The sequence below is a fragment of the Pseudomonas tumuqii genome (assembly GCF_013184545.1).
GTDB classification, from domain to species: Bacteria; Pseudomonadota; Gammaproteobacteria; order Pseudomonadales; family Pseudomonadaceae; genus Aquipseudomonas; species Aquipseudomonas tumuqii.
In genome coordinates this window covers 424969-451767 of record NZ_JAAOJA010000001.1, presented here as the reverse complement: position 1 = coordinate 451767, position 26799 = coordinate 424969, and the positions used below count along the sequence as shown (strand labels likewise).

The 26799-nt window shown below is 60.3% G+C and carries 25 protein-coding genes; 2 read left to right on the top strand and 23 right to left on the bottom strand.

Annotation, left to right across the window (positions count from 1 at the left end; translation table 11 throughout):
• Nucleotides 1–49: 49 nt before the first annotated feature.
• The 12 genes from G9C89_RS01985 to G9C89_RS01930 form a co-directional block, all read right to left on the bottom strand.
• Entirely contained in the window at nt 50–520 is a 471-nt protein-coding gene (locus G9C89_RS01985; protein WP_172143854.1) for a type IV pilin protein, read from the bottom strand.
• Nucleotides 520–4287, bottom strand: a complete 3768-nt coding sequence (locus G9C89_RS01980) for a pilus assembly protein (RefSeq protein WP_172143852.1) — start codon at nt 4285–4287, stop codon at nt 520–522. Before G9C89_RS01980 ends, G9C89_RS01985 begins: the two co-directional genes overlap by 1 nt.
• A gap of 41 nt (nt 4288–4328) precedes the next feature.
• Nucleotides 4329–4790, bottom strand: coding sequence for a pilus assembly PilX family protein (locus tag G9C89_RS01975; protein ID WP_172143850.1), 462 nt, complete (start codon nt 4788–4790; stop codon nt 4329–4331).
• A gap of 8 nt (nt 4791–4798) precedes the next feature.
• Nucleotides 4799–5800, bottom strand: a complete 1002-nt coding sequence (locus G9C89_RS01970) for a PilW family protein (protein ID WP_256674089.1) — start codon at nt 5798–5800, stop codon at nt 4799–4801.
• Entirely contained in the window at nt 5797–6258 is a 462-nt protein-coding gene (gene pilV / locus G9C89_RS01965; RefSeq protein WP_172143848.1) for a type IV pilus modification protein PilV, read from the bottom strand. Before pilV (G9C89_RS01965) ends, G9C89_RS01970 begins: the two co-directional genes overlap by 4 nt.
• The gene (locus G9C89_RS01960) at nt 6255–6728 is read right to left on the bottom strand and encodes a GspH/FimT family pseudopilin (RefSeq protein ID WP_172143846.1); all 474 of its coding nucleotides are present in this window, start codon (nt 6726–6728) and stop codon (nt 6255–6257) included. Before G9C89_RS01960 ends, pilV (G9C89_RS01965) begins: the two co-directional genes overlap by 4 nt.
• Before the next feature lie 473 nt (nt 6729–7201).
• Nucleotides 7202–7732, bottom strand: coding sequence for a GspH/FimT family pseudopilin (locus tag G9C89_RS01955; protein WP_172143844.1), 531 nt, complete (start codon nt 7730–7732; stop codon nt 7202–7204).
• A gap of 8 nt (nt 7733–7740) precedes the next feature.
• The gene (locus G9C89_RS01950; RefSeq protein WP_172143842.1) at nt 7741–10932 is read right to left on the bottom strand and encodes a pilus assembly protein; all 3192 of its coding nucleotides are present in this window, start codon (nt 10930–10932) and stop codon (nt 7741–7743) included.
• 31 nt (nt 10933–10963) lie between these two features.
• Nucleotides 10964–11461, bottom strand: a complete 498-nt coding sequence (locus G9C89_RS01945; protein ID WP_172143840.1) for a pilus assembly PilX N-terminal domain-containing protein — start codon at nt 11459–11461, stop codon at nt 10964–10966.
• The gene (locus tag G9C89_RS01940; protein ID WP_172143838.1) at nt 11458–12561 is read right to left on the bottom strand and encodes a PilW family protein; all 1104 of its coding nucleotides are present in this window, start codon (nt 12559–12561) and stop codon (nt 11458–11460) included. Before G9C89_RS01940 ends, G9C89_RS01945 begins: the two co-directional genes overlap by 4 nt.
• A complete protein-coding gene (gene pilV, locus G9C89_RS01935; RefSeq protein WP_172143836.1) occupies nt 12558–13115 on the bottom strand; it encodes a type IV pilus modification protein PilV in 558 nt (185 codons plus the stop codon). The genes G9C89_RS01940 and pilV (G9C89_RS01935) overlap by 4 nt, the downstream gene beginning before the upstream one ends.
• Before the next feature lie 8 nt (nt 13116–13123).
• Nucleotides 13124–13531: a type IV pilin protein gene (locus G9C89_RS01930; RefSeq protein ID WP_172143834.1), complete on the bottom strand. Its 408-nt coding sequence runs from the start codon at nt 13529–13531 to the stop codon at nt 13124–13126.
• Nucleotides 13532–13885: 354 nt separating this feature from the next.
• Here G9C89_RS01930 and G9C89_RS01925 point away from each other — a divergent pair, with 354 nt between their 5' ends.
• Entirely contained in the window at nt 13886–14401 is a 516-nt protein-coding gene (locus G9C89_RS01925) for a GspH/FimT family pseudopilin (RefSeq protein ID WP_172144826.1), read from the top strand.
• 193 nt (nt 14402–14594) lie between these two features.
• Here G9C89_RS01925 and ispH read toward each other — a convergent pair whose 3' ends face one another.
• From ispH to murJ, 6 genes are all read right to left on the bottom strand, one after another.
• Nucleotides 14595–15539, bottom strand: coding sequence for a 4-hydroxy-3-methylbut-2-enyl diphosphate reductase (ispH, locus tag G9C89_RS01920; RefSeq protein WP_172143832.1), 945 nt, complete (start codon nt 15537–15539; stop codon nt 14595–14597).
• Nucleotides 15540–15663: 124 nt separating this feature from the next.
• Nucleotides 15664–16101, bottom strand: a complete 438-nt coding sequence (locus G9C89_RS01915) for an FKBP-type peptidyl-prolyl cis-trans isomerase (RefSeq protein ID WP_172143830.1) — start codon at nt 16099–16101, stop codon at nt 15664–15666.
• Nucleotides 16098–16598 (bottom strand): signal peptidase II, encoded by a 501-nt coding sequence (gene lspA / locus G9C89_RS01910; RefSeq protein ID WP_172143828.1) that lies wholly within the window; start codon nt 16596–16598, stop codon nt 16098–16100. Before lspA ends, G9C89_RS01915 begins: the two co-directional genes overlap by 4 nt.
• A 108-nt stretch (nt 16599–16706) precedes the next feature.
• The gene (gene ileS, locus G9C89_RS01905; protein ID WP_172143826.1) at nt 16707–19538 is read right to left on the bottom strand and encodes an isoleucine--tRNA ligase; all 2832 of its coding nucleotides are present in this window, start codon (nt 19536–19538) and stop codon (nt 16707–16709) included.
• A gap of 14 nt (nt 19539–19552) precedes the next feature.
• The gene (gene ribF, locus G9C89_RS01900) at nt 19553–20512 is read right to left on the bottom strand and encodes a bifunctional riboflavin kinase/FAD synthetase (protein WP_172143824.1); all 960 of its coding nucleotides are present in this window, start codon (nt 20510–20512) and stop codon (nt 19553–19555) included.
• A 120-nt stretch (nt 20513–20632) separates the two neighbouring features.
• Nucleotides 20633–22177, bottom strand: a complete 1545-nt coding sequence (gene murJ / locus G9C89_RS01895; protein WP_172143822.1) for a murein biosynthesis integral membrane protein MurJ — start codon at nt 22175–22177, stop codon at nt 20633–20635.
• Between the two features lie 200 nt (nt 22178–22377).
• On the opposite strand from murJ, the gene rpsT reads away from it, so the two are divergent.
• Nucleotides 22378–22656, top strand: a complete 279-nt coding sequence (gene rpsT / locus G9C89_RS01890; protein WP_172143820.1) for a 30S ribosomal protein S20 — start codon at nt 22378–22380, stop codon at nt 22654–22656.
• A gap of 217 nt (nt 22657–22873) precedes the next feature.
• Here rpsT and G9C89_RS01885 read toward each other — a convergent pair whose 3' ends face one another.
• The 5 genes from G9C89_RS01885 to rplU form a co-directional block, all read right to left on the bottom strand.
• Nucleotides 22874–23338: a CreA family protein gene (locus tag G9C89_RS01885; RefSeq protein WP_172143818.1), complete on the bottom strand. Its 465-nt coding sequence runs from the start codon at nt 23336–23338 to the stop codon at nt 22874–22876.
• 10 nt (nt 23339–23348) lie between these two features.
• Nucleotides 23349–24467: a glutamate 5-kinase gene (proB, locus tag G9C89_RS01880; RefSeq protein ID WP_172143816.1), complete on the bottom strand. Its 1119-nt coding sequence runs from the start codon at nt 24465–24467 to the stop codon at nt 23349–23351.
• 116 nt (nt 24468–24583) lie between these two features.
• The gene (gene cgtA / locus G9C89_RS01875) at nt 24584–25807 is read right to left on the bottom strand and encodes an Obg family GTPase CgtA (protein ID WP_172143814.1); all 1224 of its coding nucleotides are present in this window, start codon (nt 25805–25807) and stop codon (nt 24584–24586) included.
• Nucleotides 25808–25981: 174 nt separating this feature from the next.
• On the bottom strand, nt 25982–26239 hold the full coding sequence (gene rpmA, locus G9C89_RS01870; protein WP_172143802.1) for a 50S ribosomal protein L27: 258 nt from the start codon (nt 26237–26239) through the stop codon (nt 25982–25984).
• A 39-nt stretch (nt 26240–26278) separates the two neighbouring features.
• Nucleotides 26279–26590: a 50S ribosomal protein L21 gene (rplU, locus tag G9C89_RS01865; RefSeq protein WP_079203223.1), complete on the bottom strand. Its 312-nt coding sequence runs from the start codon at nt 26588–26590 to the stop codon at nt 26279–26281.
• Between the last annotated feature and the right edge of the window lie 209 nt (nt 26591–26799).

Below are 26799 nucleotides of genomic sequence, written 5' to 3'. Positions count from 1 at the left end.
CCAACATGCTTGCGCGGCGATCCGCTAATCGCCGCAGGGATCGCGCAAGCTAGCGCCGCCAGCACGCCGCGAGGCTGGCACCCGCAGCCTGCCCTTTGGCCCCGGTATTGCCAAGAGTCATGGTGCCGCAGGTATCGTTCGCCATGACGCCCTTGGGTACCGCGCGCAGTGTGTAGCTGCTGGCTGTCGGAGCGCTGGCAAAGCTCAGGTCGTAATATTTGCTGGTACCGTCCTTGGGCGTCTCCGTGAAAGGCAGGACGGGGGCCGCGTTGGCCGCGGTCAGGTACTTGCCGTTGGCGGTGTAGTGGCGCTCCATGAATTGCGCCAGTTCCAGCAGCGCGGTCTGCGCATCCGCACGCCGGGCCTTGCGGGTGTACTCGTCATAGGCCGGATAGGCGATGGCAGCCAGGATGCCGATGACGACGATCACTATCATCAACTCGATCAGGGTAAAACCGCCGCCATTACGCCATGCACCATGAAAACCCGCTCGGGATGCCTTGCCGCAGTATCGAGTCATCAGTTGGCCCCCACTTCATGCCAGGATTGGCGGCCAAACCGCTGTGAGTCGGGCTGCGGGATACACCTGGGCGCGCCACCACTGGAGCCGGCGAAGCACAGCCATTTATACAGCGAGGTAACGCCCTTGCTCACGCCGTCCTCCACGTCGGAGATGCCCGACCAGGGGATGTCGTCGCCCTCGTCGACGATGGTGGTTGTGTCATCGCCATCCAGGTCGTCGTCGCCGTCGGCATCGAAGTACACATAGTTAAGGCGGCCGCCGCTGGACAGATTAACGGCCATGATCCAGCTGGTTCCGCCGAATGCGCAAGGATCCGCCGACGGGGTCATGGTGGTGAAAATCACCCGATCGTTGCGCAAGGTAGCCTTGGCGATGACGCGCTCGCCCTGTGCCCCGGTGGCATCCTCGCCCGTTTCCCAGGCGAGATCCAGATACCAGCCCTTGTCGCCAGCCTGAATAGCGTTCTGCGTAATGGCGCGGCCCCTGTCCCCACTGCCGAGGGTGGCCTCGAGCAGGATCCGCTGTTCGCGCAACCCGTCGCGCCCGTCGATCAGCAGTCCGTTGTCGATGATGCCGTAGAAGCTATCTATCGCCGGATCCTCCGCAATCTCATTGTCGCCGGTGCGGTAGAAGCTGCCGGTGCCGAAAAACACCATGTGCTGCTGTTTGTCGTTGAAGGCGGATGACAGTGGCGCGGTGATGGCTTGCCGCGCACCCGAGTCATCCTTGGCGATAAACAGCGGGTTAGCGTTGAGTGACCCGGGAATACCCCAGGTGGCAGTGTTGCTGCCACTCAGGTCCAGCCGCCAAAGGTTGCCCAGCGTGTCGGCAACATAGAGCCGATCGGCAATCTGATTCGCGTCTGTATCGGAGACCAGTGGCGAGCCCAGGCCGCCGCTAGTGGCCAGGGTGAACTCCTTGATCACGCTGCCATCGGTGGCATCCAGGATCCAGACCTTGCCATCGGCCTGCACGCTATCGTGGTAACCGCTGCTGACGATCACCCCGAAGCGGTTGTTAGGCAGCGCTACCAGTGCCGGCTGGCCAATGGTGTAGCCCATTCTCGAGTGGCTGAACTCCCACATCACGCTGTCGCTGGACATGTTGCCAGGATCAGTGACATCCAGGGCGAAGACGCTCTTGCCGCCGGCGCCGGTGCTGCCTACGACCATGGTCCGCCAGCCTGTGCCGGAGCCCAGCCAGACGTCGGAAACGCGAGGGGTGCCATCGACGTAGTAGCGATGGGCGTAGGCCGGGTCAGTCAGGTTGATGAGGTTGCCGAAAACATTGCTGGGCACATAGGCAAAGAGTTCCTTGCCGCCGTTTGTCGCAGATACTTCGCTGATTCTGGCATCGAAGCCATGCAACATGCCGTCGTTGGCGCCGCCAACCACCATCGGCGTGCGATTTTGATAGGCCGAAGAGGCGCGGAACGCGCTATAGGCCACGCCCACGGCACCATTGTTCCAGCCCAGCCGAGAGTAACCGAAGTCCTGTTTATGGATGAACTGCGGATCCGAGTTGACTATGTCGCCCAGCCGACTGTTGCGTTGACGAAAGGGCTGGGTGCGGTTGGCATCCGAGATTTCCAGCGATCGATCGCCACGCAAAAAGGCCAGGCGACTCTCCGCCATGGCGGTGTCGGTCTCTCCGGTCTTGGTGAGCAGGGTGCGCTGCGCAGTACCGAGATCGCTCCAGGTGAAGTCGATACCGCTGGTCGAGCGGAGCGGACCATTGGCCGAGTCTTCGGCAAGCGGCGTGTTGCTAAAGATTTTCCGGCTGGCGACATTGCTCAGGCCATCCAGCGCAACAGCGGCACTCCAGGCGGCTTCGACCGCCACTACGCCATTGGCGCCTATCCGTTTTGCCAGCAGGTCGCCACTCCAACGCCGACTGTCGAGCAGCGACTGAAAGACTGCCGTATCGGTATTCAAGCGGGTCGAGTTGGTCGCCAGTGAAGCCGTGGTGCTTTGCACTTCGTTGGCGATTTGCGCGAAAGCCAGCTCCAGGCTCTCGATCATCTTGGCGGCATCGCTCGCAACGTAGAAGTTATCGGGCCGCGGATCGCCTGTGGTGAGCGTGTCTGTGGTGGTGCGCCACCATTCTTCGGGCAATGCCGAACTGCGCGCGTAAGGATCACCAAAACCTTCAGGCACCTTGAAACCACCGTACTTGGCGGCCAGCCAGTACTGGTTGCGGGCTTTTCCGGCCAGCGACTCGTTCTCGCGAACATCGACCCAGTAGGTAGAGACGGTTTGCTTGCCGGATACATCGGCACGCAAATCCTTGGTGTGGGCATCGTAGGCAAGGCCTGCCATGTAGGCCGAGTTATTGCGGCCGGTAAACGGGGTATTGATGGTGATGCCTTCGAGAGCGGCCACTTTTTGCGTTGCGGTGACGACATTGACCGTAGTGTCTGCGCTGACTTCACTGGGCACCGCCGGCTCTTCGGAGGTATTGCTATTGCCGGGCAGGTTCTTGTCGCGGTGTGTATTGGTGTCGCCGATGCCCAATATCACGTTCTTCTGGCAGGCATACTGAATGGGGTCACCCCAGCTGGTGATGACCGGAAAGCCATCGGCCAGTTCGTAGCGGCTGGTCGCATCGCCGCCGATCGTAGAATAGGCGGAGACATTGCCCTGGTTCTTGAAGTAGCGCAGCGAGGTATAGAACAGCTCGCTCACGGGATCATAGGACTTGTGACCCTTGCTGGTCATCTGACCAAACTTGTTCAGGTAATTGATGACGCCACTGTCAAGGATGGCGGCATTGGTTGCGGAGGCATCCGCGGAGTCGGGATTACGGACAAACACCCCCGTCAGCGCATCCCACTCACTGGCCGGGTTGCTTTGATTGCCGGCAACCCCGGGGGCACGGATGGTCTGGCCGACAAACTTCTGCTTGGCCCGTAATACCCCGCCATCTCGAAGTATGTCGTGATCGTTCAGGTAGCCGAAAACGCTATAGCGGATGTCACTGGCGTATTGCTGAATGAGTCCTTCGGGCTTGTAGCCCTGACTGTATCTTTCGCAGTTATCTTCCAGCCCGACACCAGGGTCGCACACCTTAACCCGCATATAGACTTCATAGACTCTATCCTCGTGGCCGGAAAGATTGGTCGACGACGTATAGTCTCTGACTGTTCCACCCCAGTCGCCATTCATGGTGAACCGCAGGCGATTACCAAAGCCGGCAATCTGCGTATTAAATTCACTCCAGTTGGCCGGGGTTGCATTGCCGATGGTGCTACTGCCGGTAATACCCCGTGCCCCGCTATTGTTCTGCCCTGAGTGCCTGGCTTTTTCCAGCCAGGTTTCGCTGGGTGTATCCCTGACCCGATAGCCGCCGGTCAAGGCACTGCGGAAAGGGTCGATGGTCTGGGTCGCCGCCCAGTTAAGGAAGTTGCCGCTCCATAAATTCCCGGCGCAGGTACGGCTATTGGTTATGCCGGTCGGATAGAAGTGACTGTTGCGCCGGTCACTGTTCGTCGCGTCGTGGCTATAGTCGTAGCATTTGTCGGCATCAAAATAACCGACATATTTATTACTGACCGAATAGTTGCCCAGGTTGGCCATGCTGATAATCGTCGGCCATTCGACCGAAGGCACCAATGCCAAGTTGCCCGGCACGTTGCCGCCGCCCAGCAACAGGGGCGACTGGGAGACATCCGAGTGGGCCGGAGTCGCGGCGAGCGCGATGGCCAGCGACATCATGAAGGCCAAACCCGTGCGCAGCGGCTTGTATCGGCGGGCGAAGCTGTCCATCGCTATGACTCCCCATGAGCACTTATCGAGCGGTTGGTTATTCATTGTTCGACCAGGAAAATAGAGCGCAGCTCGACGTGGGAGGCCGCGCCACTGTCGGAGTTGAGCGCCATGCCATAACCATCCGCCTCTACCCGCGTAAGGGCGCCCTCATCTGGCATCCCCAGTTCGGTGCTGGTGCGCAGCTTGGCCAGCATCGTGATGCGATAGGTGGGTAGCGTCGCAACGCCTGGAAAGCCTGAGTAAGTGCCGGTGAGCGGCGCGGCATCGAGGGTACCCAGGGTATCGCCCAGGAATTTTTCGTTGACGACCCCTTCGCCCTTGCGCAACGCCGCTTCGGCGGCCTGAAGGGCGAGACTACTGTCGCGTATATTGCCGGCCATGCTTTCTTGCAGCGATGTTCCACGCATGCTGCTCAAGCCGATGATCGTCAGCAATAACAGCATGACCATGGCGATGATCAGAATCGCCCCGCGCTGGTTATTTATGGGCACTACGTTCATGGGTCTACTCATGGCAGGCGGTTACGGATTCCGATGGTGCTCGAGAACACTTGCGCAAGACGACGATTCCCAATGGTCACGGCTGCTCCATTAAAATCGATGACTTGATTTTCTGGAGTCACATTGGTTTCAGCACCGACAACCAACAGATAGACGCGAACAGAAACGACATCGTCCCAGTCGGCGACACTAGCCGCCGACACATAATTGCTAACCTGCTTATTGGCGCCAGCGATGCCATAAAGGATCTGCATATTCTCGACCCCTTCGATCAGCACTTCATCGACGGCAACCCCAGTCGAAAAACTGATCCGGCGCAGCGCGGGGCGGCTATTGACGTCATTGCCGATGTAGTAAGTGGCACTCTGCAGTTTGAGAATGTCCATGGCGGCATCGTAGGCATGACTGAAGGGGTTGCTGGCGGGATTCTTGTTGCCGGGCGAGCCCGACCCCGTGCTGCCGCGGGTCAGGTTTTGCGCATTGGCATTACTGCGATTTTGAAACAGGTCGCAGCCCAGGGGGGCGGAGGCGATGATGATCGTGCCCTGGGCAACACCACTGGCAGCGGTCAGGCTGATGGTGTTGGCAGTGGCCGGGGTATTGCCACTAGCCGTCACCCCCGCAAGACTGGCCGCATATTTGACGTGAATCACGTCGCCAGCGCTGCGATTGGCTACCCATGAGGGTGATGCGTTAGCTCGACCGCTCAGGGCCTGGCTCAGATCGAACAAGTCATCGCTGTAGCTGGCACTGCTCTCATTGAGCAGGTTATTGAGTGGCGTTATGCACTCGCCCTTGTACCCGGCATTGCGAATGTCACTGGTTAGAAATTCCATGGCGAAGCGACCGCTTTCCTGCACGCGGGAAAGTGCGGTATTAGCACTGTAGGTTTGCTTGCTCGCCAGAAAGATCTGCAATACCCCACCCATCAGCAACAAGCTGAGGGTCATGGCGATCAACAGTTCGACGAGCGAAAGACCTTTCTGCCGGTGCATCGAGGTACGGGTCATATTTCAGTCCGGTAGACGAAGGTTTCAATGCCGCTGTCGCTGCTATCGACTGTCTTGATCCGCCCGCGATTGTCGTTCCAGCGCACGGAAATGGTCACCAGCGCGCCCGTCTTTTCGACCTTGCCGGTGCCTTCCGGCAGGGTCTGGGCCAGCGCATTCAGCCATTCGGCCTTGTCTTTCTGCGCTTGCGTGCCACTCACCGAGTTGCTGCTGGATGAGGTTGGAAAGTCGAATACGTAGGCGCTGCCCAGCGCCGCCGTACGGTTTGCCCGCATGCGGTCGGCGAGGTCGCTGGCGAGTATGGTCACTTGCGATCGGTAATAGGCGCTGTGGTTACTCTGCACGCTGGTGATCTGCAGCAGGGCCAGCCCCAGCAAGCCGATGGCGAGGACGATGATGGCGATGAGCACTTCGATCAGCGTGGCGCCGCGCTGGGCGACCGGGCGATAGGCTCTCATTGGCAGCCCGCCTTTTTCAGAGTGGCAGTACCGGTAGCGGTGAGGGCAATCTCGCGCTTTTGCTGGCCGCTGCAAAGGGCGGGCTTGACGGAGAAGTCGCTGGCAGCAGCCATGCCATTGCCGCGAAAGGTCACGCCAGCGTTCGGACCGACGATCACCAGGCCTTGTGCGCTGTCCCAGACCTTGATCACGTCCCCACCGGACTGCTGCACGAGCCAGCCAGCGCTCCAGTCCGTCCCGGCGTCACAGCTGCTGCCGCCCGCATTGCGGCGACAGATCACAACGTCCAGGCGACGTTTCACCGCCTCGGAACGGGCGAACTGCAGTGCCCCGTGAAGTTCGCTGCCCAGCGACGACGCACGGGTGTCCCGCAGCATGCTGCTGAAGGACGGGACGGCGATCCCGAGAATAATCGCGAGCACTGCGAGGGTGATCATCAGTTCGATCAGCGTGAAGCCTTTCTGCGACATCGCATCCACTCCATAGATGTCTTCTTATGGCACGCACGGACCGCCCTCTCCCTCCCCTGCAAACGCCCATCCATGGACAAACGGTCATAAATTACCGACTAACGGTAATTTTTGCGCCCCGGGATCATACCCGACTGGTACGCTCGTTTTAAATTGTTATTCCAAAGAACTGCGACATCGCCACACATCGGGATGTGACAGGCAGCGCAATGTGCGAAGCAGGCTGGGTTTGAGGAAGGCCAACGGGTTAATCGGCAAGCAGGCGGTTGCCGTGCCTGGAGACTGAGGGAAACGGAGGCAGTGAGCGCTGACGGCTAGGGGAATGAGCCAGATTGGCTGAGGCCGGCACAATGCACGAGGGCAACCCGGCACAGGCCAGCCGCCCATTGTGCCGAAACGCTGCTGCTTGATATTGGGGGTGAAGGTTGCCAGCAGAGACAGCCAGTTACGCCGGTTGAGCTACGGGAAATGGGTCAGGAGCAGGTCGCGGTATTGGTCCTGGTCACAGATGCACGCCCTGTCGCAGTGATATTGACCACACGCTCTTGGCCCCCAACGCTGGGAGTGGCACGGCAGGCTGTCAATGTAACCTGGGTAGCCCCTACACCAGTTCCCTGAAAACGCACGCTGGCGAGCGTCCCGGTAATTTTAAAACCGGAAGGGGCCGCCTGATGCTGCAGCAGTACCGTCTCGCCTGCATCCAGCGTCCCGTCGTCGTCGGCGTCGTGGAACACCACCCAGCCTTGCTCCCAGCCCCCTGCGATGCAGTTTGCGCCATCAGCAGAAACACACATCCGCACAGCGGCATTACGCTTGATCGCCTCGCTGCGCGCCAGCACCGCTCCCGCGACCAGATCGTTGGCTTGGGAGCGCAGTTTGCTGCCCAGGGTCATGTCGGAGTACGACGGCACCATGATTGCCAGCAGCACCGCGAATACAGCAAGAGTGATCATCAACTCGATCAGGGTGAAACCGCGCTGCCCTGATCGCTGAATAGAAGCCATGTGTCCAATCATTGCTCGATATTCCAATACACACGGCTTTTGTTAACCGCAGAACCACTAGGCTCGGGCGCATAATCAACTTCCACGGGCGACTCTGGGTTAGCTCCTATAACAAATGGCACATCAGTGCATACTCCATCACTGGTACATACTGTCACTATCCCTGACACTGGAGAAGGTGGCAGCCCGCCGCCATCAATTACTTGAAAACGATCAGATCCCTTAGCCGGTGAAGCATCCAGAAAATTGATGTTATAAACCCGAGCCGTCCCCAGATTCGAACCACAACTGGTCGATGATGCGACGGTTGGGGTATGGGTACTGAAGGTTACCACCCCAAACACGACCACCGCAGATGTCACCACCTGCTCTTTATCGTGGACGGCACCGGTTCCATACTGCAAATACCAGCCTTTATTATCGGCAGCGTTTAGCTCGGTCTGTTGAGCAGCAGTTAGCCCCGCACTATTAGCATCGATCTCCAACAACACATCGTCGTCGAGGCTAATCACATCCGGGTCGGCCGAACGATCATCCTTGATCATGTAAAAGGCGTTATTAACAGATGCAGTTACAGCGTCAGTACTCAATGGATGCTCGCGATCGCCAGAGCCCAACAGCACCGCATTGAAGCCACTGGTAACGACGACTTCTGGAGCAAACAGGAACTTGCGATTGGCCACCCCGCCAGGGCAAGTCTCGGTATCACAGCCGAGCGCAGCGATTTTTTTGACCGCCCAGGTCGACGGAGCGCCAGCGATACTGATCCGATAGACATTACCGCCGGTATCTGCCGCATACGCGTACTGCGCCAACCCACTGCTGTTGGTCACAACCGTAATGTCGCCCACTACACTGCGGTCTGTAACCATAGTGAGAGCGTCATTCAACACTGTGCCGGTATCTGCATCCAACACATAGATATTGCTGCCCCGAGGCGTGCCAGGCGTACACGTATTGAGATCGGAGGCGACAGTGCCATCCTCGCAGGAGTCGTAACCGCCGCCCATGATCAGCATGGGCTTGTAGTTCGTAGTAGTTGTTGTGACTCCCTCAGCGTCTGTGGAACTGGTAACGCTGGTATAACCTGCGGCTTTGATGACCTTGGGCGCCGACCATGTCTGGCCAATATTGCTCAGCCCTGTTGTCGTACTGTCAGCCTTCCATTTCAGCCTTGGGTCGGTGAGGTTCGCCCCAGCACTGACATCGAATGCGTACATCGCACTGCCGCCGCGGCGCATGGCAGCATAGACCCACACATTATCGTCATCTTTGTGCGCAGTGACCGGACCGTCGAAGAAGTAGTCCTTGCGTGTGGCTGTGGCTGTCGGCGTGCCTGGATAATACAACTCAGGGCTGTTCGAGCGCAGCCGCTCGAATTTGCTGTAGTGCTCTGGCGCGACAAACGACCAGAGCTCGTTGCCGTCGGTATCGCCCTGATTGCCATTGATGGCGCGAAAAGTTCCATCATTAGAACCATAGAACACCACTACGCCTGTATCGCCACCGTAATCCACGGCTACCGGGCGGGAATGCACCACATCGCCATGCACCGAGGGACGCATATCAGCGGCAGTCTGACCTGACTTTTCAGGGGTAGGAACGTTATCGGCGTTAACGGTGTTATCGGCACCACGTATCCACGCCACCAAATCGGCTGACAGGCCAGAACTGGTATCGCTAATTTCTGGCAGCGAGTCAGTATTGAGCACGCAGCCGTTGCAAGTCTTAACCTTGCGTGTAGTCGGCGTTAGTCCCCCACTCCGGAGGCGATATCCCGCAGCGCCCTTCTCCACAATATCGCCGTCTGGTGAGTTGGACCGATCCAGATTAGGGATAACCACTTCGTTGATGGTCGTACAGGTACCTTGCGGCAGGAACGACCAGTAGCTGTCTGGATCCTCAGACGTCCAGAAGCTGCGTGCGCAGGGCCTAAGGAAGCCTGTATTGGCCGTACTGATGGCAGGCTTGCTATCCGCATCGCCGAGAAACAAACTGAATTTCCCGCCCGAAGTATCCGCAACGAACTTATATTGCTTGAGGTTGCCTGCCCAGCGCGGGTCAGCATTGACGTCCGGGCGGAACATGCCGATAAACACCTGGTTCAAGTAGGTGCCCTGGGTACTGACGCTGATTGGCAAGCTGGCCGAAGCAAAGACACTGTTGACCGCCTGAATCTGGCTGAACGTATCCAGAATTGCGACCGTGAGTTTATCCACATCGCTGGCCGCAAAATAGCTGCCATAACCGTAGTCGGCCATCGCCCTTATGAAATTGGGGTAATTACCGTCACTCGAAGCCCCCGTAACGGCAATCCCGTGGGTGATGATGCCCTGCGCGTCATCCTTGTTACTTACGTCGGCCCCGCGCATATAACGCGCATATTCATCGGCCCAGTTGCCTTGGTCACTATTGCTGATCTCACTGGTCGGATAACTGATCTGCGTAACATTGCCGCCCAAGCCATTCAGAAGGTCGCGCGCCTCGTTGTTAGTCACCTCGCCAGCCCCGCCATTGGCGATAAAGATGATGTGGTTTCGCCCACAACTGTTGGCAGAGTGGCTGACATACTTCCCCCCCTCTACGGCAGCGGGATCCCACTTGGTACCGGCAGTGCCCTTGTAGGGTGTTTCCCCCTTGAAATACAGATAGGCCTCATGCAACGTTTTGGCAAAGGCGGCATTGTTGCCTTTATCAAGATCAATACTAAGGGCAGCAATCTTTGCCTTGAGTACCGCTTTATTTGCAGTTGTCAGCGGCAAAAAGGCCTGACGCGGATAGCCGCCGCTATTGGCGGCTGGAGATTCATTGAAGAGCATAAAGCCAACATTGAACTTGGCGCCCCCATCCGCCTCGGTCGGCAAGGCATCGATTGCGTTGTAGAGGGCACATTTCTCAATGGCTATCTTTTTACCTTGCTCAACACTTGGACTGTCTTTACCTTTTACGCTGCCATCCGGCGGGCCAACAGAAACCCCATCAGAGTCTTTAACAACCACTCCATTATCTTTGTAATAACAGTCAGCAACAGGAATATTGGACCCCCAATTTGCCGAGTTATCCAAGATAAGCAACACATTGGGAAGTCCAGAGTTCGGCGGCGTGATGCCCGCAAACAGATCAACGTCCTCTGCATAAGCAGAGCAGTGCAGAATCAGTGCAGTCATACCCAGCACGCTTTTCAGCCAAAAGCCTTTCATTATCCTTCTCCTAAGCGTCTATGCACTGCACTCAACTGCACTTTGCAAAATCGGGGTCAAGTTCACCCATATACTTGCGCACACCATGGCGCACGGTCACCGCCGCTCCCGACAGCCCATCGGCCACAACCGACTTGAGTTCCCAGAGGGTGTAAAAGCCGCTGGTACTGGGAATACCAGAAGCGACACCACTCAAAAGAGACTCATCGACAGGGGCCGGAGTTGCCCTACGGCAACCTTCCACCGTCACTGTCACCAGATATGGTGGGGTCGCAGGATCCTGATCAAAATCGAGTTCGTAGGGTTGAGCTGCTGTCAGGCTGGTGAAATTAAGGCTTACCACCTGCTCAATAGCCGCGTTAGCCGCTGCAATAGCTTCGTCGCGAGACTGCATATTACCCACGGCCTTGAGATTGCTCCCGCTCATGGTGAATGCACTGGAGATCATCAGCGTGAACAGAAGCAGCATGATCAGGCCAACGATCAGGGTTGATCCACGCTGGGAATAGAGCGATCTGGGCAAAGTCATGGGGCCTCTCTTCTGCCAGATATATTGTTCAGGCGCACCGTGCTGGAAAATACGTGGCGCTTGAAATTGTCATTGAATGGCCCGAGCGTGGTGGTGCCGAGGCTATAGGTCTTGCCATCGGTATAACCCGGCGTTGCGGTAAGGCTGCGCACCAGCACATATACTTTGACCGCCACCACATTCGCCAACTGATCTTCGGTACAGACAGTTGCGGCCGGATGGGTCGAGGGAGCAGTCGTATCGGCAGAGATATCAGCCAAGGGGCAACGCACATAGGTATCGGGAGCGCCATCGACCGGACCGTCATCGATACCCAGCTCAACCCGGAAGCCTTCCACACCTTCAATCATGGGCTCAGCGGCAAGATGCCTGTCTACGTCGAACCGTGAACGCATCAAGGTGTCATCGTCGCGAATATAATAAATATTCGACACAAACTTCCTTCTATCCGCAGCAGTCGCGCAGTCCATCTGACGAAGATCATGGTCATCGGTATCAAGCACATAGGAATAGGCTGTTTCAGGCAAGGTCGAACACAACGATGTCTGGAAATAAACTTTGCCAGCGGTATTTTCACAACCACCCACACCAGCCACACAAGTTTCTGCGTGGCGCACCACCAGGAAATCGGTGTTGGCTTTTATATCTGTTCCTATCGCTGGTGAGGCACTGGTACAGCCCGTCGGCGCATCGTCGTATGCCTGTACAGGGATACCCAGCAGATTGTTTTTATGCTCATCAGTCCAGCCTAAGTCACTGTAAGCGAGGCAGGAATTAGGAGCCTCGGTAGGCGTATCGCTGGCCACGGTGGTCAACGTCAAGTCATCAAACTGGGGGACATAGCCGTCCCAAAACCCGCCATGCGAGAGGTCGTTCTGCAACAACTGAATGGCAAAACGACCATTCTCGATCTGGATATTGGTCTTGGCCATTTCATCGTTGGTGCGAGTGACATCCAGAAAGAGTGTGAGTACGCCCCCCATGATCAGCAAACTGATGACCATGGCGACCATCAATTCGATGAGACTAAAACCGGATTGCGGGCTCTGCCCAAAGGGCCTGCACTGCTTGCTTTGCACTTCTATTAATAGGGTTTTCATAGTGTGGCCACCCGCACGATGGTAGTGACCACACGACGACAAACATCATTGGCACAGGTTGAACCGGCGGAACCATAGCTATTTGCGCCACAGGCAACACCCGCCGAAGGGGCCGCGAGAGGGAACAAGCCCTGCCAAGCCACCGTGACTAGGTATTGACCACTGCCAAGAGATTCGACACAGCCTCGACCACCTAGCATCGCGCCGATCTGACTGGTACCAACGTTTTCCGCCGCGCCTTGCAGGGCGGCGCACCACTCGCTGGAGTCTCTTTGCTTGCGGCTACCTGAATTGCTTGGGCAAGTCATGCCGAAACCAAGCGGGCTGGCTGCTCCCGTAACGTAGGTAGCTGCATTATTGCGGTTGCTGGCAATGCGATTGGCCATGTCATTGAGCAGCAACAGAGCCTGGGATCGCTGATATGCCTCCATCTCGGACTGCTGCAACCGCGACTGCAACCCCGCGATACCCAGCAAACCGATGGAAAGAATAATCACGGTGACCAGCACCTCAATCAGAGTGACGCCGCGCTGGTTTCGGATGGTTAGTGGCATAAGCATGGTCACCACTTCTCCGGCGGCGTCTTGGCCCCTTGACTATTCAGCGTCAGGTTGCCATCGCCTGCCTGCCCCCCCGACGGCACGAATGTGATCGTAAAGGAAGGCTCCGGCCCCGCACCCAGCTCGACCTTGAAACCATATTTAGCGGACACTTCGGCAGGCAACACGTATCCGGTACTGGCTTGAAAAGCGGCGGCGTTGGCCGCGGCGACATAGGCGCGGTTAGCCAGCAGCAATTGCTGTTCGCGATTGGCGATATCCATCATCGCCGCCTGCGCCGCGGCACGATTGCTCTTGATGATGTATTCCTGATAGTTCGGGTAGGCAATAGCAGCCAGGATGCCGATGATCGCAATCACGATCATCAACTCGATCAGGCTAAACCCCCGCTGCTCAGTTCGCTCCACCATGTTCCCTCTCGCGCTCGGTTTATTCACATGCCCTACCCATGCGCCGGTAGGGTACGAATCATTGCACTGGAATACCGCTAACCAGTGCGGAGTTTCGACAGTTGGCGCTTTTCCATTCACGGACGGCCATGTCCATCGACTCAGGCGAATCTAGCAGCTTTCCTCGACAGCTTTCCTTGCCCTTTTCTTGCTCTTCTTGCGCGCTTGCCTTGCAAAAAGCGGTTTACCGGCTAGAGCTTATAGGCCAGCCGCGGAAAACACTCCGGCCGGCGCGACCACCGGAGCCGGGACGGAGACGACCGGCACACGCCCTACCAGGATGGCAGGGTCACCCGACCAAGAGGCACGGACGCCATGCACCGTCACGCTTGCGGTTTCACCCTCCCCGAATTACTCACCTCGCTCGGCGTCCTCGCGCTGCTGGCGACTATCGGCGTGCCGGGCGCGCAGCAGTTCATGGGCAATCAACAACTGGTCAGCGCCAGCAATACCCTGGCGGCGAACCTGGCCCTGGCCCGCAGCGAATCGATCAAGCGGCGCCAGCCGGTGCTGGTCGACAACGCCGATGGCGATTGGGCCAGCGGCTGGCGAGTGTTCGTCGACCTGAACAACAACGGCCAACTGGATGAAGGCGAACCCTTGCTCAGGCAGGAACAGTCGCTGCCCAAGGGCGTGATCGCCAAGGGCAATACGCCAGTCGGGCGCTACGTCCGCTACACCCCGCTCGGCAACGCCAAGCTGCTGGGTGGCGGCTTCCAGGCGGGGACGCTGACACTCTGTCACGCAACCGGCAAACAGGCGGTCAGACGCCTGGTACTGAGCGCCAGCGGCAGACTGAGACGGGCCAGGGATGAGCCGGACTATTGCTGAAGGAGCATGCGAGCGCAGGCGGCGTGCAATGGGTCACCGGCGCAGCACAGAAGCTGGCGGGTTGTCGCTGCGCTCCGAAGCCGCCCTACCCGCAGGCAGTGCACCATGGCTAATCGGCGCGGCGCAAAGCTGGCAGGCTTTCGCTGCGCTCCGAGCGGAACGACGCCCGGACGCCCTACTTTTGCCGCCAGACTCAGAGCTGCGTCACCCGCAACTCCTTGGGCATGGAGAAGGTGACGTTCTCCGGCCGACCTTCCAGCTCGCTCTCGCCTGTCGCGCCCCAGGCTTGCAATTGGCTGACTACGCCACGCACCAGCACCTCTGGCGCCGAGGCGCCGGCGGTGATGCCGATGCCGGCAACGCCGTCGAACCACTCGCGCTTGAGGTCTTCGGCGCCGTCGATCAGGTAGGCCGGGGTGCCCATGCGCTCGGCCAGTTCGCGCAGGCGGTTGGAGTTGGAGCTGTTGGGGCTACCGACCACCAGCAGCACGTCGCACTCGGTGGCGAGCTGCTTGACCGCGTCCTGGCGGTTCTGGGTGGCGTAGCAGATGTCATCCTTGCGCGGCCCGCCGATGCTGGGGAATTTGCTGCGCAGGGCGTCGATGACCTTGCTGGTGTCGTCCATCGACAGGGTGGTCTGGGTGACGAAGGCCAGGGCCTCGGGGTTGCGTACCTGCAGGCGCTCGACATCCGCCTCGTCTTCCACCAGGTAGATGGCGCCGCCGTTGCTGGCGTCGTACTGGCCCATGGTGCCTTCGACTTCCGGGTGGCCAGCGTGGCCGATCAGGATGCATTCGCGGCCTTCGCGACTGTAGCGCACCACTTCCATGTGCACCTTGGTCACCAGCGGGCAGGTGGCGTCGAAGATCTTCAGGCCGCGCCGTTCGGCTTCGCTGCGCACGGCCTGGGATACGCCGTGGGCGCTGAAGATGACGATGACGTCGTCGGGGATCTGGTCCAGCTCCTCGACGAAGATGGCGCCGCGCGCGCGCAGGTCTTCGACCACGAACTTGTTGTGCACCACTTCATGACGCACATAGATCGGCGGGCCGAAGACTTCCAGGGCGCGGTTGACGATTTCGATGGCGCGGTCGACACCGGCGCAGAAGCCGCGGGGATTGGCGAGTTTGATATGCATGGTGACTCTCGGCACGCGGGAACTGGAATGGCAGTGTAATACGGCAAGGCCGTGGGGGCGGCAGTAGCCGCCGGCCGGAAGAGCTTCGCGGCTAAAGCCGCTCCCACAGAAGCAGAAACGCTAGCTACAGCGCTTTGACCGCGATGATTTCCACGTCGAAGCTGAGGGTCTTGCCGGCCAGCGGGTGGTTGAAGTCAATGGTCACCTGGCTGTCGTCGAAGGCCTTGACCACGCCCGGCAGCTCGGCGTTGGCGGCGTCGTTGAAGATCACCAGCAGGCCGTCGGAGAGTTCCATGTCCTTGAACTGGCTGCGCGGCATGATCTGCACGTTCTGCGGGTTGGGCTGGCCGAAGCCATGCTCGGGCAGGACCTGCACGGTGCGCTTGTCGCCGGCCTTGAATCCGAACAGGGCGGATTCGAAGCCCGGCAGCAGGTTGCCGTCGCCGACCCTGAAGGTGGCGGGCTGTTTGTCGAAGGTGCTGTCGACCACGTCGCCGTTTTCCAGCTTGAGAGCGAAATGCAGGGTGACTTCCCTGTCCGGGCCGATACGTACATCAGTCATGGGGTGGTTTCTCCGGACTTGTGGCTTTTGAACATATCCAGCGCCAAGAGGATGGCGCCGAGGGTAATGGCGGCGTCCGCGACATTGAAGGCCGGGAAGTACCAGCGGTGTTGCCAGTGCACCAGGATGAAGTCGACCACATGACCGAACATCACCCGGTCGACCAGGTTGCCCAGCGCACCGCCGAGCACCAGCGCCAGCGCCATGGCCAGCCAGGTTTCGTCCGGTTTCAGGCGCTTGAGCCAGACCACCAGCACAGCGCTGATGACGATGGCGATCACGGCGAACAGCCAGCGCTGCCAGCCCGAGGCCCCGGCCAGGAAGCTGAACGCCGCGCCGGTGTTGTAGGCCAGGGTCCAGCTGAAGTAATCGGGGATCACCACGATCTGCTGGTACATGGTCAGCGCGTTGTCGAAGTAGAACTTGCTGGCCTGATCGATCACGAACACCAGCAGGCTCAGCCACAGCCAGGGCAACCGGCCGAAGCGGGCGCTCATGAATGCCCCTCAATCTGTAGGAGCCAGCTTGCTGGCGATATTCCGCGGATCGCCGGGGCGCCGGACCGCAGCAAGCTGGCTCCTACGCAAGAACGCGCATGACTGCCATCACGCATAGTGACGAACCTCGCCGGCGCCTTCGATGTTGTCCACGCAGCGGCCGCAGATTTCCGGATGCGCCGGGTTGACCCCGACGTCTTCACGGTGGTGCCAGCAGCGCGCGCACTTGGCGTGGCCGGACTTGAGCACTTTCAGCTTGAGGCCCGGCACTTCGGTCTCCACCGCATCGCTTGGCGCACTGGCGAGCGGCGCCAGGCTGGCAGTCGAGGTGATCAACACGAAGCGCAGCTCGTTGCCGAGCTTGCTGAGGTCGGCGATCAGGCTGTCTTCGGCGTAGAGGGTCACCTCGGCCTGCAGGTTGCCGCCGATGGCCTTGGCCGCGCGCAGGTTCTCCATTTCCTTGTTGACCGCGACCTTGACCGCCATGACCCGCTCCCAGAACTCGCGGCTCAGCTCGAAATCCTGCGGCAGCTCGCTCAGGCCCTGGTACCAGCCGTTGAGCATCACCGATTCGTTGCGCTCGCCCGGCAGGTACTGCCACAGCTCGTCGGCGGTGAAGGACAGCACCGGGGCGATCCAGCGCACCAGCGCCTCGGCGATGTGGAACAGCGCGGTCTGGCAGGAACGGCGCGCCACGCTGTCGGCGGCGGTGGTGTACTGGCGGTCCTTGATGATGTCGAGGTAGAAGCCGCCCAGCTCCTGCACGCAGAAGTTGTGCACCTTCTGGTAGACGTTCCAGAAGCGGTAGCTGTCGTAGGCTTCCTCGATCTCGCGCTGCAGCAGCAAGGCGCGATCCACCGCCCAGCGGTCCAGGGCCAGCATGTCCGCGGCGGGCAGCACATGCTGCGCCGGGTCGAAACCGCTGAGGTTGGCCAGCAGGAAGCGCGCGGTGTTGCGGATCCGCCGGTAGGAATCGGCGCTGCGCTGCAGGATCACCTTGGACACGGCCATCTCGCCGGAGTAGTCGGTGGACGCCACCCACAGGCGCAGGATGTCGGCGCCCAGGCTGTCGTTGACTTCCTGCGGGGCGACCACGTTGCCCAGCGACTTGGACATCTTGCGACCGTTCTCGTCGACCACGAAGCCGTGGGTCAACAGCTCCTTGTAGGGCGCGTGACCGTCGATGGCGCTGCCTGTCAGCAGGGACGAATGGAACCAGCCACGGTGCTGGTCGGAACCTTCCAGATACAGGTCGGCGCGCGGGCCAGTGGCGTGGCCGAGCGGATGGGAGCCGCGCAGCACGTGCCAGTGGGTGGTGCCGGAGTCGAACCAGACGTCCAGGGTGTCGCTGATCTTGTCGTACTGCGCGGCCTCGTCACCGAGCAACTCGGCGGCATCCAGCTTGAACCAGGCCTCGATGCCCGCCTGCTCGACATGTAGCGCTACGGCCTCCATCAGTTCGGCAGTGCGCGGGTGCAGCTCGCCGCTCTCCTTGTGCAGGAAGAACGGGATCGGCACGCCCCAGTTGCGCTGGCGCGAGATGCACCAGTCCGGTCGGCCGGCGATCATGCTGTGCAGGCGCGCCTGGCCCCAGGCCGGGACGAAGGCGGTCTGTTCGATGGCAGCCAGCGCCCGCTCGCGCAGGGTGTCGCCCTCGTTCGGTTGGGTGTCCATGCCGACGAACCACTGCGCGGTGGCGCGGTAGATCAGCGGGGTCTTGTGCCGCCAGCAGTGCATGTAGCTGTGCTGGATGGCTTCGTGCTTGAGCAGGCAACCGACTTCGTCGAGCTTGGCGACGATGTTCGGGTTGGCCTTCCAGATGAACTGGCCGCCGAAGAACGGCAACGACTCGACGTACACGCCATTGCTCTGCACCGGGCTGAGAATGTCGTCATTGCTCATGCCGTAGCCCTTGCAGGAACGGAAGTCGTCCTCGCCGTAGGCCGGCGCCGAATGGACGATACCGGTGCCCGCGCCCAGGTCGACGTAATCGGCCAGGTAGACCGGCGAGAAACGCTCGTAGAACGGATGGCGGAAACGGATCAGCTCGAGCGCCTCGCCCTTGGCGATGGCCAGCACTTCGCCTTGCAGGCCGTAGCGCTGCAGGCTGCTCTCGACCAGTTCTTCGGCCAGGACCAGCAGCTTGTCGCCGGTATCGACCAGGGCGTAGTTGAATTCGGGGTGGACGTTGAGCGCCTGGTTGGCCGGAATGGTCCAGGGCGTGGTGGTCCAGATCACGATGCTGGCAGGCTTGCCCAGGCTGGCCAGACCGAAGGCGGCGGCCAGCTGGTCGGCATCTTCGACCGGGAAGGCCACGTCGATGGCATCGGATTTCTTGTCCTGGTATTCGACTTCGGCTTCGGCCAGCGCCGAACCGCAGTCGAAACACCAGTTGACCGGCTTCAGGCCCTTGAACACGAAGCCGTGCTTGACCATCTCGGCCAGGGCGCGGATCTCGCCGGCCTCGTTGGCGAAGTCCATGGTCTTGTACGGGTTGGCCCAGTCGCCGAGCACGCCGAGGCGGATGAAGTCGGCCTTCTGCCCTTCGATCTGCTCGCCGGCATAGGTGCGGCAGCGCTCGCGGGTGAGGTCGGACGGCTGGTTCTTGCCGAAGGTGGTCTCGACCTTGTGCTCGATCGGCAGGCCATGGCAGTCCCAGCCCGGCACATAGGGGGCGTCGTAGCCGGCCAGGGTCTTGGAGCGGGTGATGATGTCCTTGAGGATCTTGTTGACCGCATGACCGATATGAATGCTGCCGTTGGCATAGGGCGGGCCGTCGTGCAGGACGAATTTCGGCCGGCCTTCGCCCAGCTGCCGCAGCTTCTGATACAGACCCATGTCGTTCCAGCGCTGCAGAATCTGCGGCTCGCGCTGCGGCAGGCCGGCCTTCATCGGGAACTGGGTATCTGGCAGATTTAGCGTGGCTTTGTAGTCGGTCATTTCAGGCTCTTCATTTAATCGGTTGGCCCTGCCAACAGGTTGTGCAGTTGACCCTGCCAGTGGGCACGGGCGGCGGCAATATCGGCAGCAATGGCCGTCTTCAGTGCCTCGAGGGAGGCGAAACGCTGCTCTTCACGCAGCTTGTGGTGGAATGCCACCGTCAAACGCCGGCCATACAGATCACCGGCAAAATCCAGCAAATGCACTTCGAGGTGGGCACTGCCATCGCCCGCCACGCTCGGGCGCACGCCGATATTGGCGACCCCCGGCCACGGCTGACCGTCCACCTCGGTGCTGACCAGGTACACCCCGCTCAGTGGCACGCGCTTGCGCTTGAGCTGCACATTGGCGGTCGGCGCATCCAGCTGGCGACCCAGCTTCTGCCCGTGCAGCACGCGCCCGGCGATCTGGAACGGGCGACCGAGCAGGTGTTCGGCCAGGACGAAGTCGCCCGCGGCCAGGGCCTCGCGCACCCCGGTACTGCTGACGCGCACGCCATCCAGTTCGACCGTCGCGGCGGCCTCGACGGTAAAGCCTTCGCGCTCACCGGCCTGCTCCAGAAAGGCGAAGTCGCCGACCCTGTCGCAACCGAAGCGGAAGTCGTCACCGACCTCCAGATGCCGCACGCCCAGGCCCTCGACCAGCACCTTATGGACGAATTCGGCGGCGCTCAACTCGCGCAAACGCGGGTTGAAGCTCAGGCACAGCACCCGATCGACACCTTCGGCGGCCAGCAACGCGAGCTTGTCGCGCAGACGCGTCAGGCGCGCGGGCGCCGTGTCGGGGCCAAAGAACTCACGCGGCTGCGGCTCGAAAATCACCACGCAACTGGGCAGCGCCAACTCGGCCGCGCGCTCACGCAAACGCGCCAGAATGGCCTGATGGCCACGATGGACGCCGTCGAAATTGCCAATAGTGGCGACACAGCCCCGATGCTGGGGCCGCAAGTTGTGTAGGCCTCGAACCAGCTGCATAACGCGCTTCTTGCTCATAAAGTGGCCGATTATACCCATGCTCGGCCCTCGGGCGTAGGGTCGATCGGCATACAAGCACAATGCCGCACTCAAACCCAGGCACACGGGACCATTCGCTGATCAATGGCGTAGATGGCGCATGCGCAGCCCCAACGCCAGCAAGGCCGCGACAAACGCCAGCAACCCGCCGCCGACCAGCAGGCTCAACCAGAGCACGCGCTGCTGCCAGCCCCAGACGAACCACTCGGCCGGCGCCACATTCAACCACCAGACCAGTACCACCATGGCCGCACAGGCGCCGAGCAGGCGCAGGCCGTACAGGCCCCAGCCCGGCGCAGGCTTATACACGCCGATCTTGTACAGGCCCCAGAACAGCAGCGCGGTATTGAGCAGCGACGACAACGAGGTCGCCAGCGCCAGACCGACATGCTTGAGCGGCCAGATCAGGATCAGGTTGAACACCATGTTCGCCACCATGCAGATGATCGCGATGCGCACCGGGGTTTTCAGGTCCTGGCGGGCAAAGAACGCCGGCGCCAGCACCTTGATCAACATGAAGGCCAGCACCCCGAGCGAATAGGCGCGCAGCGCAGCGGCCGACTGCAGCACGTCACGTTCGGTCATCGCGCCATAGTGGAACAAGGTGGCGATCAATGGCTCGGCGAGGATCGCCAGGGCCAGCGCCGCCGGCACCCCGACCAGCAACACCATGCGCAGGGCCCAGTCGATAGTCGCCGAAAACGCCTTGGGATCGTCGCTGGCGTGCTGGCGCGACAGGCTCGGCAGAATCACCGTGCCGATGGCGATACCGAACGCGCCCAGGGGCAGCTCGGACAGGCGGTCGGCGTAATACAGCCAGGACACGCTGCCGGTCTGCAGCAGCGAGGCCAGCACGGTATCGAGCAGCAGGTTGATCTGGCTGACCGATACGCCGAACAGCGCCGGTATCATCAACAGCATGATCCGCCGCACGCCCTCGTCGCGCCGCACCCGGGGCGTGGGCAGCAACTTGAGCCGCGCCAGGAACGGCAACTGGAACAGCAACTGGGCAACCCCGGCGATCAGCACGCCCCAGGCCAGGGCCATGATCGGCTGATCGAAATACGGCGTCAGGTAAATTGCCGCCCCGATCATGCTGATATTCAGCAGCACCGGGGTAAACGAGGGCACGGCGAAACGCCCGTAGGCATTGAGGATGCCGCCGCAGAACGCCGTTAGCGAGATCAGCAGCAGGTAGGGAAAGGTGATCTGCAGCAGATCCCCCGCCAGCGCGAGCTTGGCCGGGTCACTGTGAAAGCCGGGCGCAAACAGCATGATCAGGTAGGGCGAGCCGACCACCCCGAGGGCGGTCAGGGCGGTCAGCGTCAACCCCAGGTAGCCCGCGGTGCGGTCGACCAGTTGCTTGACCTCGGCCAGGCTGCGCTGCGTCCGGTATTCCGACAGCACCGGGACGAACGCCTGGGCGAAGGCCCCCTCGGCAAACAGGCGGCGCAGAAAGTTGGGAATCTTGAAGGCAATGAAGAATGCGTCGGCCGCCGGACCCGAACCGAAATAGGCGGCCACCACCATATCGCGTATCATGCCCAGCACACGCGATAACAGGGTCATTACACTGACCACCGCGCTGGAACGTAACAAGCCGCCCTTCCCGGTTCGCTCGGACATATGTAACCCCTTAGAAAAGGTCGCCGAGTTTACCGACCCGCATGGATACTGGGTAGAGCAAGCGGTGTGCCATCGACTGCTGACGATCAGCAGACGGGTAGCAAGTAACAGCAAGCCAACAGGCTTGACAATGAGCGCAGGCCTCGGCATGATTCGCGGCCTTATTTGTTTGTATCCCCCAGATTTCGAGGAGCTTGACGGTGGCCAATACACCTTCTGCCAAAAAACGCGCAAAACAGGCTGAGAAGCGTCGTAGCCATAACGCCAGCCAGCGCTCCATGGTCCGTACCTACATCAAGAACGTGGTCAAGGCTATCGACGCCAAAGATCTTGACGTAGCAAAAACCGCTTACACCCTGGCTGTGCCAATCATCGACCGCATGGCCGACAAAGGCATCATCCACAAGAACAAAGCAGCGCGTCATAAAAGCCGCCTGAATGGCCACATCAAGGCCCTCAGCGAAGCTGCAGCCGCCTAATAAGCGATTCGCGCTTTACTGCTGGTTCTTAAAAACCGACCTCAGGGTCGGTTTTTTATTGCCCGGGAAACGGTGATGGGTATCGCTGCGCTCAACCACATCCTACGGGTGGTGACCGCAGCGCTTTTGTAGGATGTCGCGGGCCGCGCAGGCTTGAGCGCAGCGATACCCATCGGCGGCTACACGGATCACGCTGACTCGAGGCACGAGAACGGGCTCAGCGCTTTTCCGGCCAGGGCATGATCGGAATGGCGGTCACCGCATTCTGCGGGCTGCCTTCGATCACTCGATCGCTGTACACCAGATAGACCAGGGTATTGCGCTTTTCATCGAAGAAGCGCACCACCTGCATGGTCTTGAACACCAGCGAGGTGCGCTCGCGAAACACCTCTTCGCCTTCTTTCAGCTCATCCTTGAAGCTGACCGGCCCGACCTGGCGACAGGCGATCGAGGCCTCGGCGCGATCCTCGGCCAGGCCCAGGCCACCCTTGACCCCGCCGGTCTTGGCGCGCGACAGGTAGCAGGTAACGCCCGCCACCTTGGGATCATCGAAGGCCTCGACCACGATCTTGTCGTTCGGCCCCATCCACTTGAACACCGTGGACACCTCACCTATCTGCTCGGCCGATGCGCACATCGGCAGCACCAGCAGCGCACCCAGCAATCCCTTGAGCATTCGCATCAGCACATCCTCAGACCAGAATCAGGTTATCCCGATGGATCAACTCGGGCTCATCGACGTAACCGAGCAACCTTTCGATGGCATCCGACGACTGACCGATGATCTTTTGCGCCTCGAGCGCACTGTAATTGGCCAGGCCACGGGCAATTTCACGCCCATCGGGATCGACACAGATCACCATTTCGCCACGCCGGAAGCTACCCTGGAGCGCCTTGACCCCGACCGGCAACAGACTCTTGCGACCAGTCGCCAGGGCCTTGACCGCTCCCGCATCCAGCACCAGGGTGCCACGGGTCTGCAGATGCCCGGCCAGCCATTGCTTGCGCGCCGCCAGCAAACCGCGCTCGGGCGCCAGCAGCGTACCCAGGCGCTCGCCAGCCTTGAGCCGCGCCAACACCTGCTCGATGGCGCCACCGACAATCACCGTATGGGCGCCGGAACGAGCCGCCAGGCGCGCAGCGCGCAGCTTGGTCTGCATGCCACCACGCCCCAGCGCACCGCCCACGCCACCGGCCACGGCATCCAGCGCCGGATCGTCGGCGCGCGCCTCGTAAATCAGTTCGGCATCGGGGTTATGCCGCGGGTCGGCGTTATACATGCCGTCGCGGTCGGTGAGGATCACCAGCAGATCGGCCTCGACCAGATTGGCCACCAGCGCCGCCAGGGTGTCGTTGTCGCCGAAGCGGATCTCGTCGGTGACCACCGTATCGTTCTCGTTGATCACCGGGATCACATCCAGGTCGACCAGGGTGCGCAAGGTGCTGCGCGCATTCAGATAGCGCTTGCGATCCGACAGGTCGTCATGAGTCAGGAGAATCTGCGCGGTGCGCCGCGCATGCTCACCGAAACTCGACTCCCAGGCCTGGATCAGCACCATCTGACCAATGGCAGCGGCCGCCTGCAGTTCATGCATGGCCTTCGGCCGCGCGGTCCAGCCGAGGCGGCTCATGCCCGCCGCCACCGCACCGGAAGACACCAGCACCAGCTCCACGCCCTGCTCGCGCAACGCCACCATCTGCTCGACCCACACCGCCATGGCCGCACGATCCAGGCCACGCCCATCGGCGGTGAGCAATGCACTGCCGATCTTCACCACCCAGCGCCGCGCACTGGTCACCTTGTCACGCATGATCATCCAACCTTAGCCAGAAACCGCCCAACGGAACGGAAGCCACTGCGCTCGCAGCCTCCAATCACTCGCTACAAGACAAGAACGCCGCAATTAAGCGGCGTTCAACAAGTTGCTTAATCCCGGACGTAAATGATTTCCGGGCCATCCTCATCATCTTCTTCATCCCAGAAGCTGTCATCTTCCTCGACATCACCGACCGCCTTGACCCCGGTACGGCGCAACGCACGCTTGTCGTCCAGCGCCTGCAACTGGGCGCGCGCCTCATCTTCGATGCGCGTATCCAGCTCGGCCAGCTCGGCGGCAAACTCGGGATTCTCCTGAATGCGCTCGGCGCGCGCCTCGAGGAAATCCATGATGTCGTAGCACAGCTGATCGGTGCCTTGACGCGCCAGGGCGGAAATCACGTACACCGGCCCCTTCCAGTCGATCCGCGCGACTATTTCGGCGACGCGGGCCTCCTGCTCTTCGCCGAGAATCTGGTCGGCCTTGTTCAGCACCAGCCAGCGCTCACGCTCGGCCAGCGAGGGGCTGAACTTGGTCAGCTCATCGACGATGGTGGCCGCCGACTCCGCCGGATCGGTCAGATCCAGTGGCGCCATGTCCACCAGGTGCAGCAACAGGCGGGTACGCGCCAGGTGCTTGAGGAAGCGAATACCCAGACCGGCACCATCCGAGGCGCCTTCGATCAGTCCAGGAATGTCGGCGATCACGAAGCTCTTGTAGCGATCGACACTGACCACACCCAGGTTGGGAATCAGGGTGGTGAACGGGTAATCGGCAACCTTCGGCTTGGCCGCCGACACCGAGCGAATAAAGGTGCTCTTGCCGGCATTCGGCAAACCGAGCAGACCGACATCCGCCAGCACCTTCAATTCCAGCTTGAGGTCGCGCGCATCGCCCGGCTTGCCCGGCGTAGTCTGCCGCGGCGCGCGGTTGGTGCTGGACTTGAAGCGCGTGTTGCCCAGGCCATGCCAGCCACCCTGGGCGACCAGCAGGCGCTGACCAGCCCGAACCAGATCGCCAATCACTTCCTGGGTACCCGCATCGATCACGGTGGTACCAATCGGCACCGGCAGGATCAGGTCCTCACCCTTGGCTCCCGTGCAATCAGTGCTACCGCCCTTGTCACCATTCGGCGCTTGGAAGCGGCGGGTATAGCGGTAGTCCACCAGCGTATTGAGGTTCGCGAAAGCCTCGATATAAATCGAGCCACCATCACCACCATCACCACCGTTGGGGCCACCGTTTTCGATGAACTTCTCACGGCGGAAGCTCATCATGCCGTTACCACCATCACCGGCCTTTACAGAAATCGATACTTCATCGACGAATTTCATAGGTACGCCTCCCGCAACAAGGCGGGTTATCTAAAACGAGAAACACCAGGTTCTTGCAAAATTGACCTGCATTCAAATCGAACGCTACGCCCAGGACAGTTTGGCAAGAACCCCAAGAATACAGAAACAAAAAAGCCCCGTCGCAAGGACGGGGCTTTCCCAGCAGTCGCGCGATTAAGCCGCAACGACGCTCACGTAACGGCGGTGGAACGCGCCCTTTACTTCGAACTTGATCACGCCTTCGATTTTCGCGAAGAGGGTGTGATCCTTGCCCATGCCGACACCGTAACCGGCGTGGAACTGGGTGCCGCGCTGACGCACGATGATGTTGCCAGGAATGATTTTCTGGCCGCCATACATCTTCACGCCAAGGCGTTTGGCTTCTGAGTCGCGACCGTTGCGGGTACTACCGCCAGCTTTTTTGTGTGCCATGAGTTCAATACTCCTATAGAGGGATTAGACCGAAACGAATCAGGCCTGAATACCGGTGATTTTGATCTCGGTGTACCACTGACGGTGGCCCTGACGCTTCATATGGTGCTTACGACGGCGGAACTTGATGATGGTGACCTTGTCGTGACGGCCTTGTGCAACGACCTCGGCCACAACCTTGGCACCTTCAACAACTGGAGCGCCGATTTGCACGTCGTCGCCGTTGCCGATCAACAACACGCGGTCGAAAGTAATGGCCTCGCCAGTGGCGATTTCAAGCTTTTCGACCTTGAGGAATTCGCCTTCGGTGACCTTGTATTGCTTGCCACCAGTAACAATCACTGCGTACATGGTAAATCTCCGTTAATCCTGCTCACCCAGCGCTTTATAGAAAGAGTTATTGGCTGGCATGGCTGCTTGGGGCCGGATAAGACGCCCTTGCAATTGCGTAAGTCAGGGAAATACCCAGGGGGAAGTTCAGGGTGCGCGATTGTACGCAAGCCACCGTCACGGCGCAAGGCCCTCGACCACTCGCCTTGACAGCCCCCACCCTGCCCCAT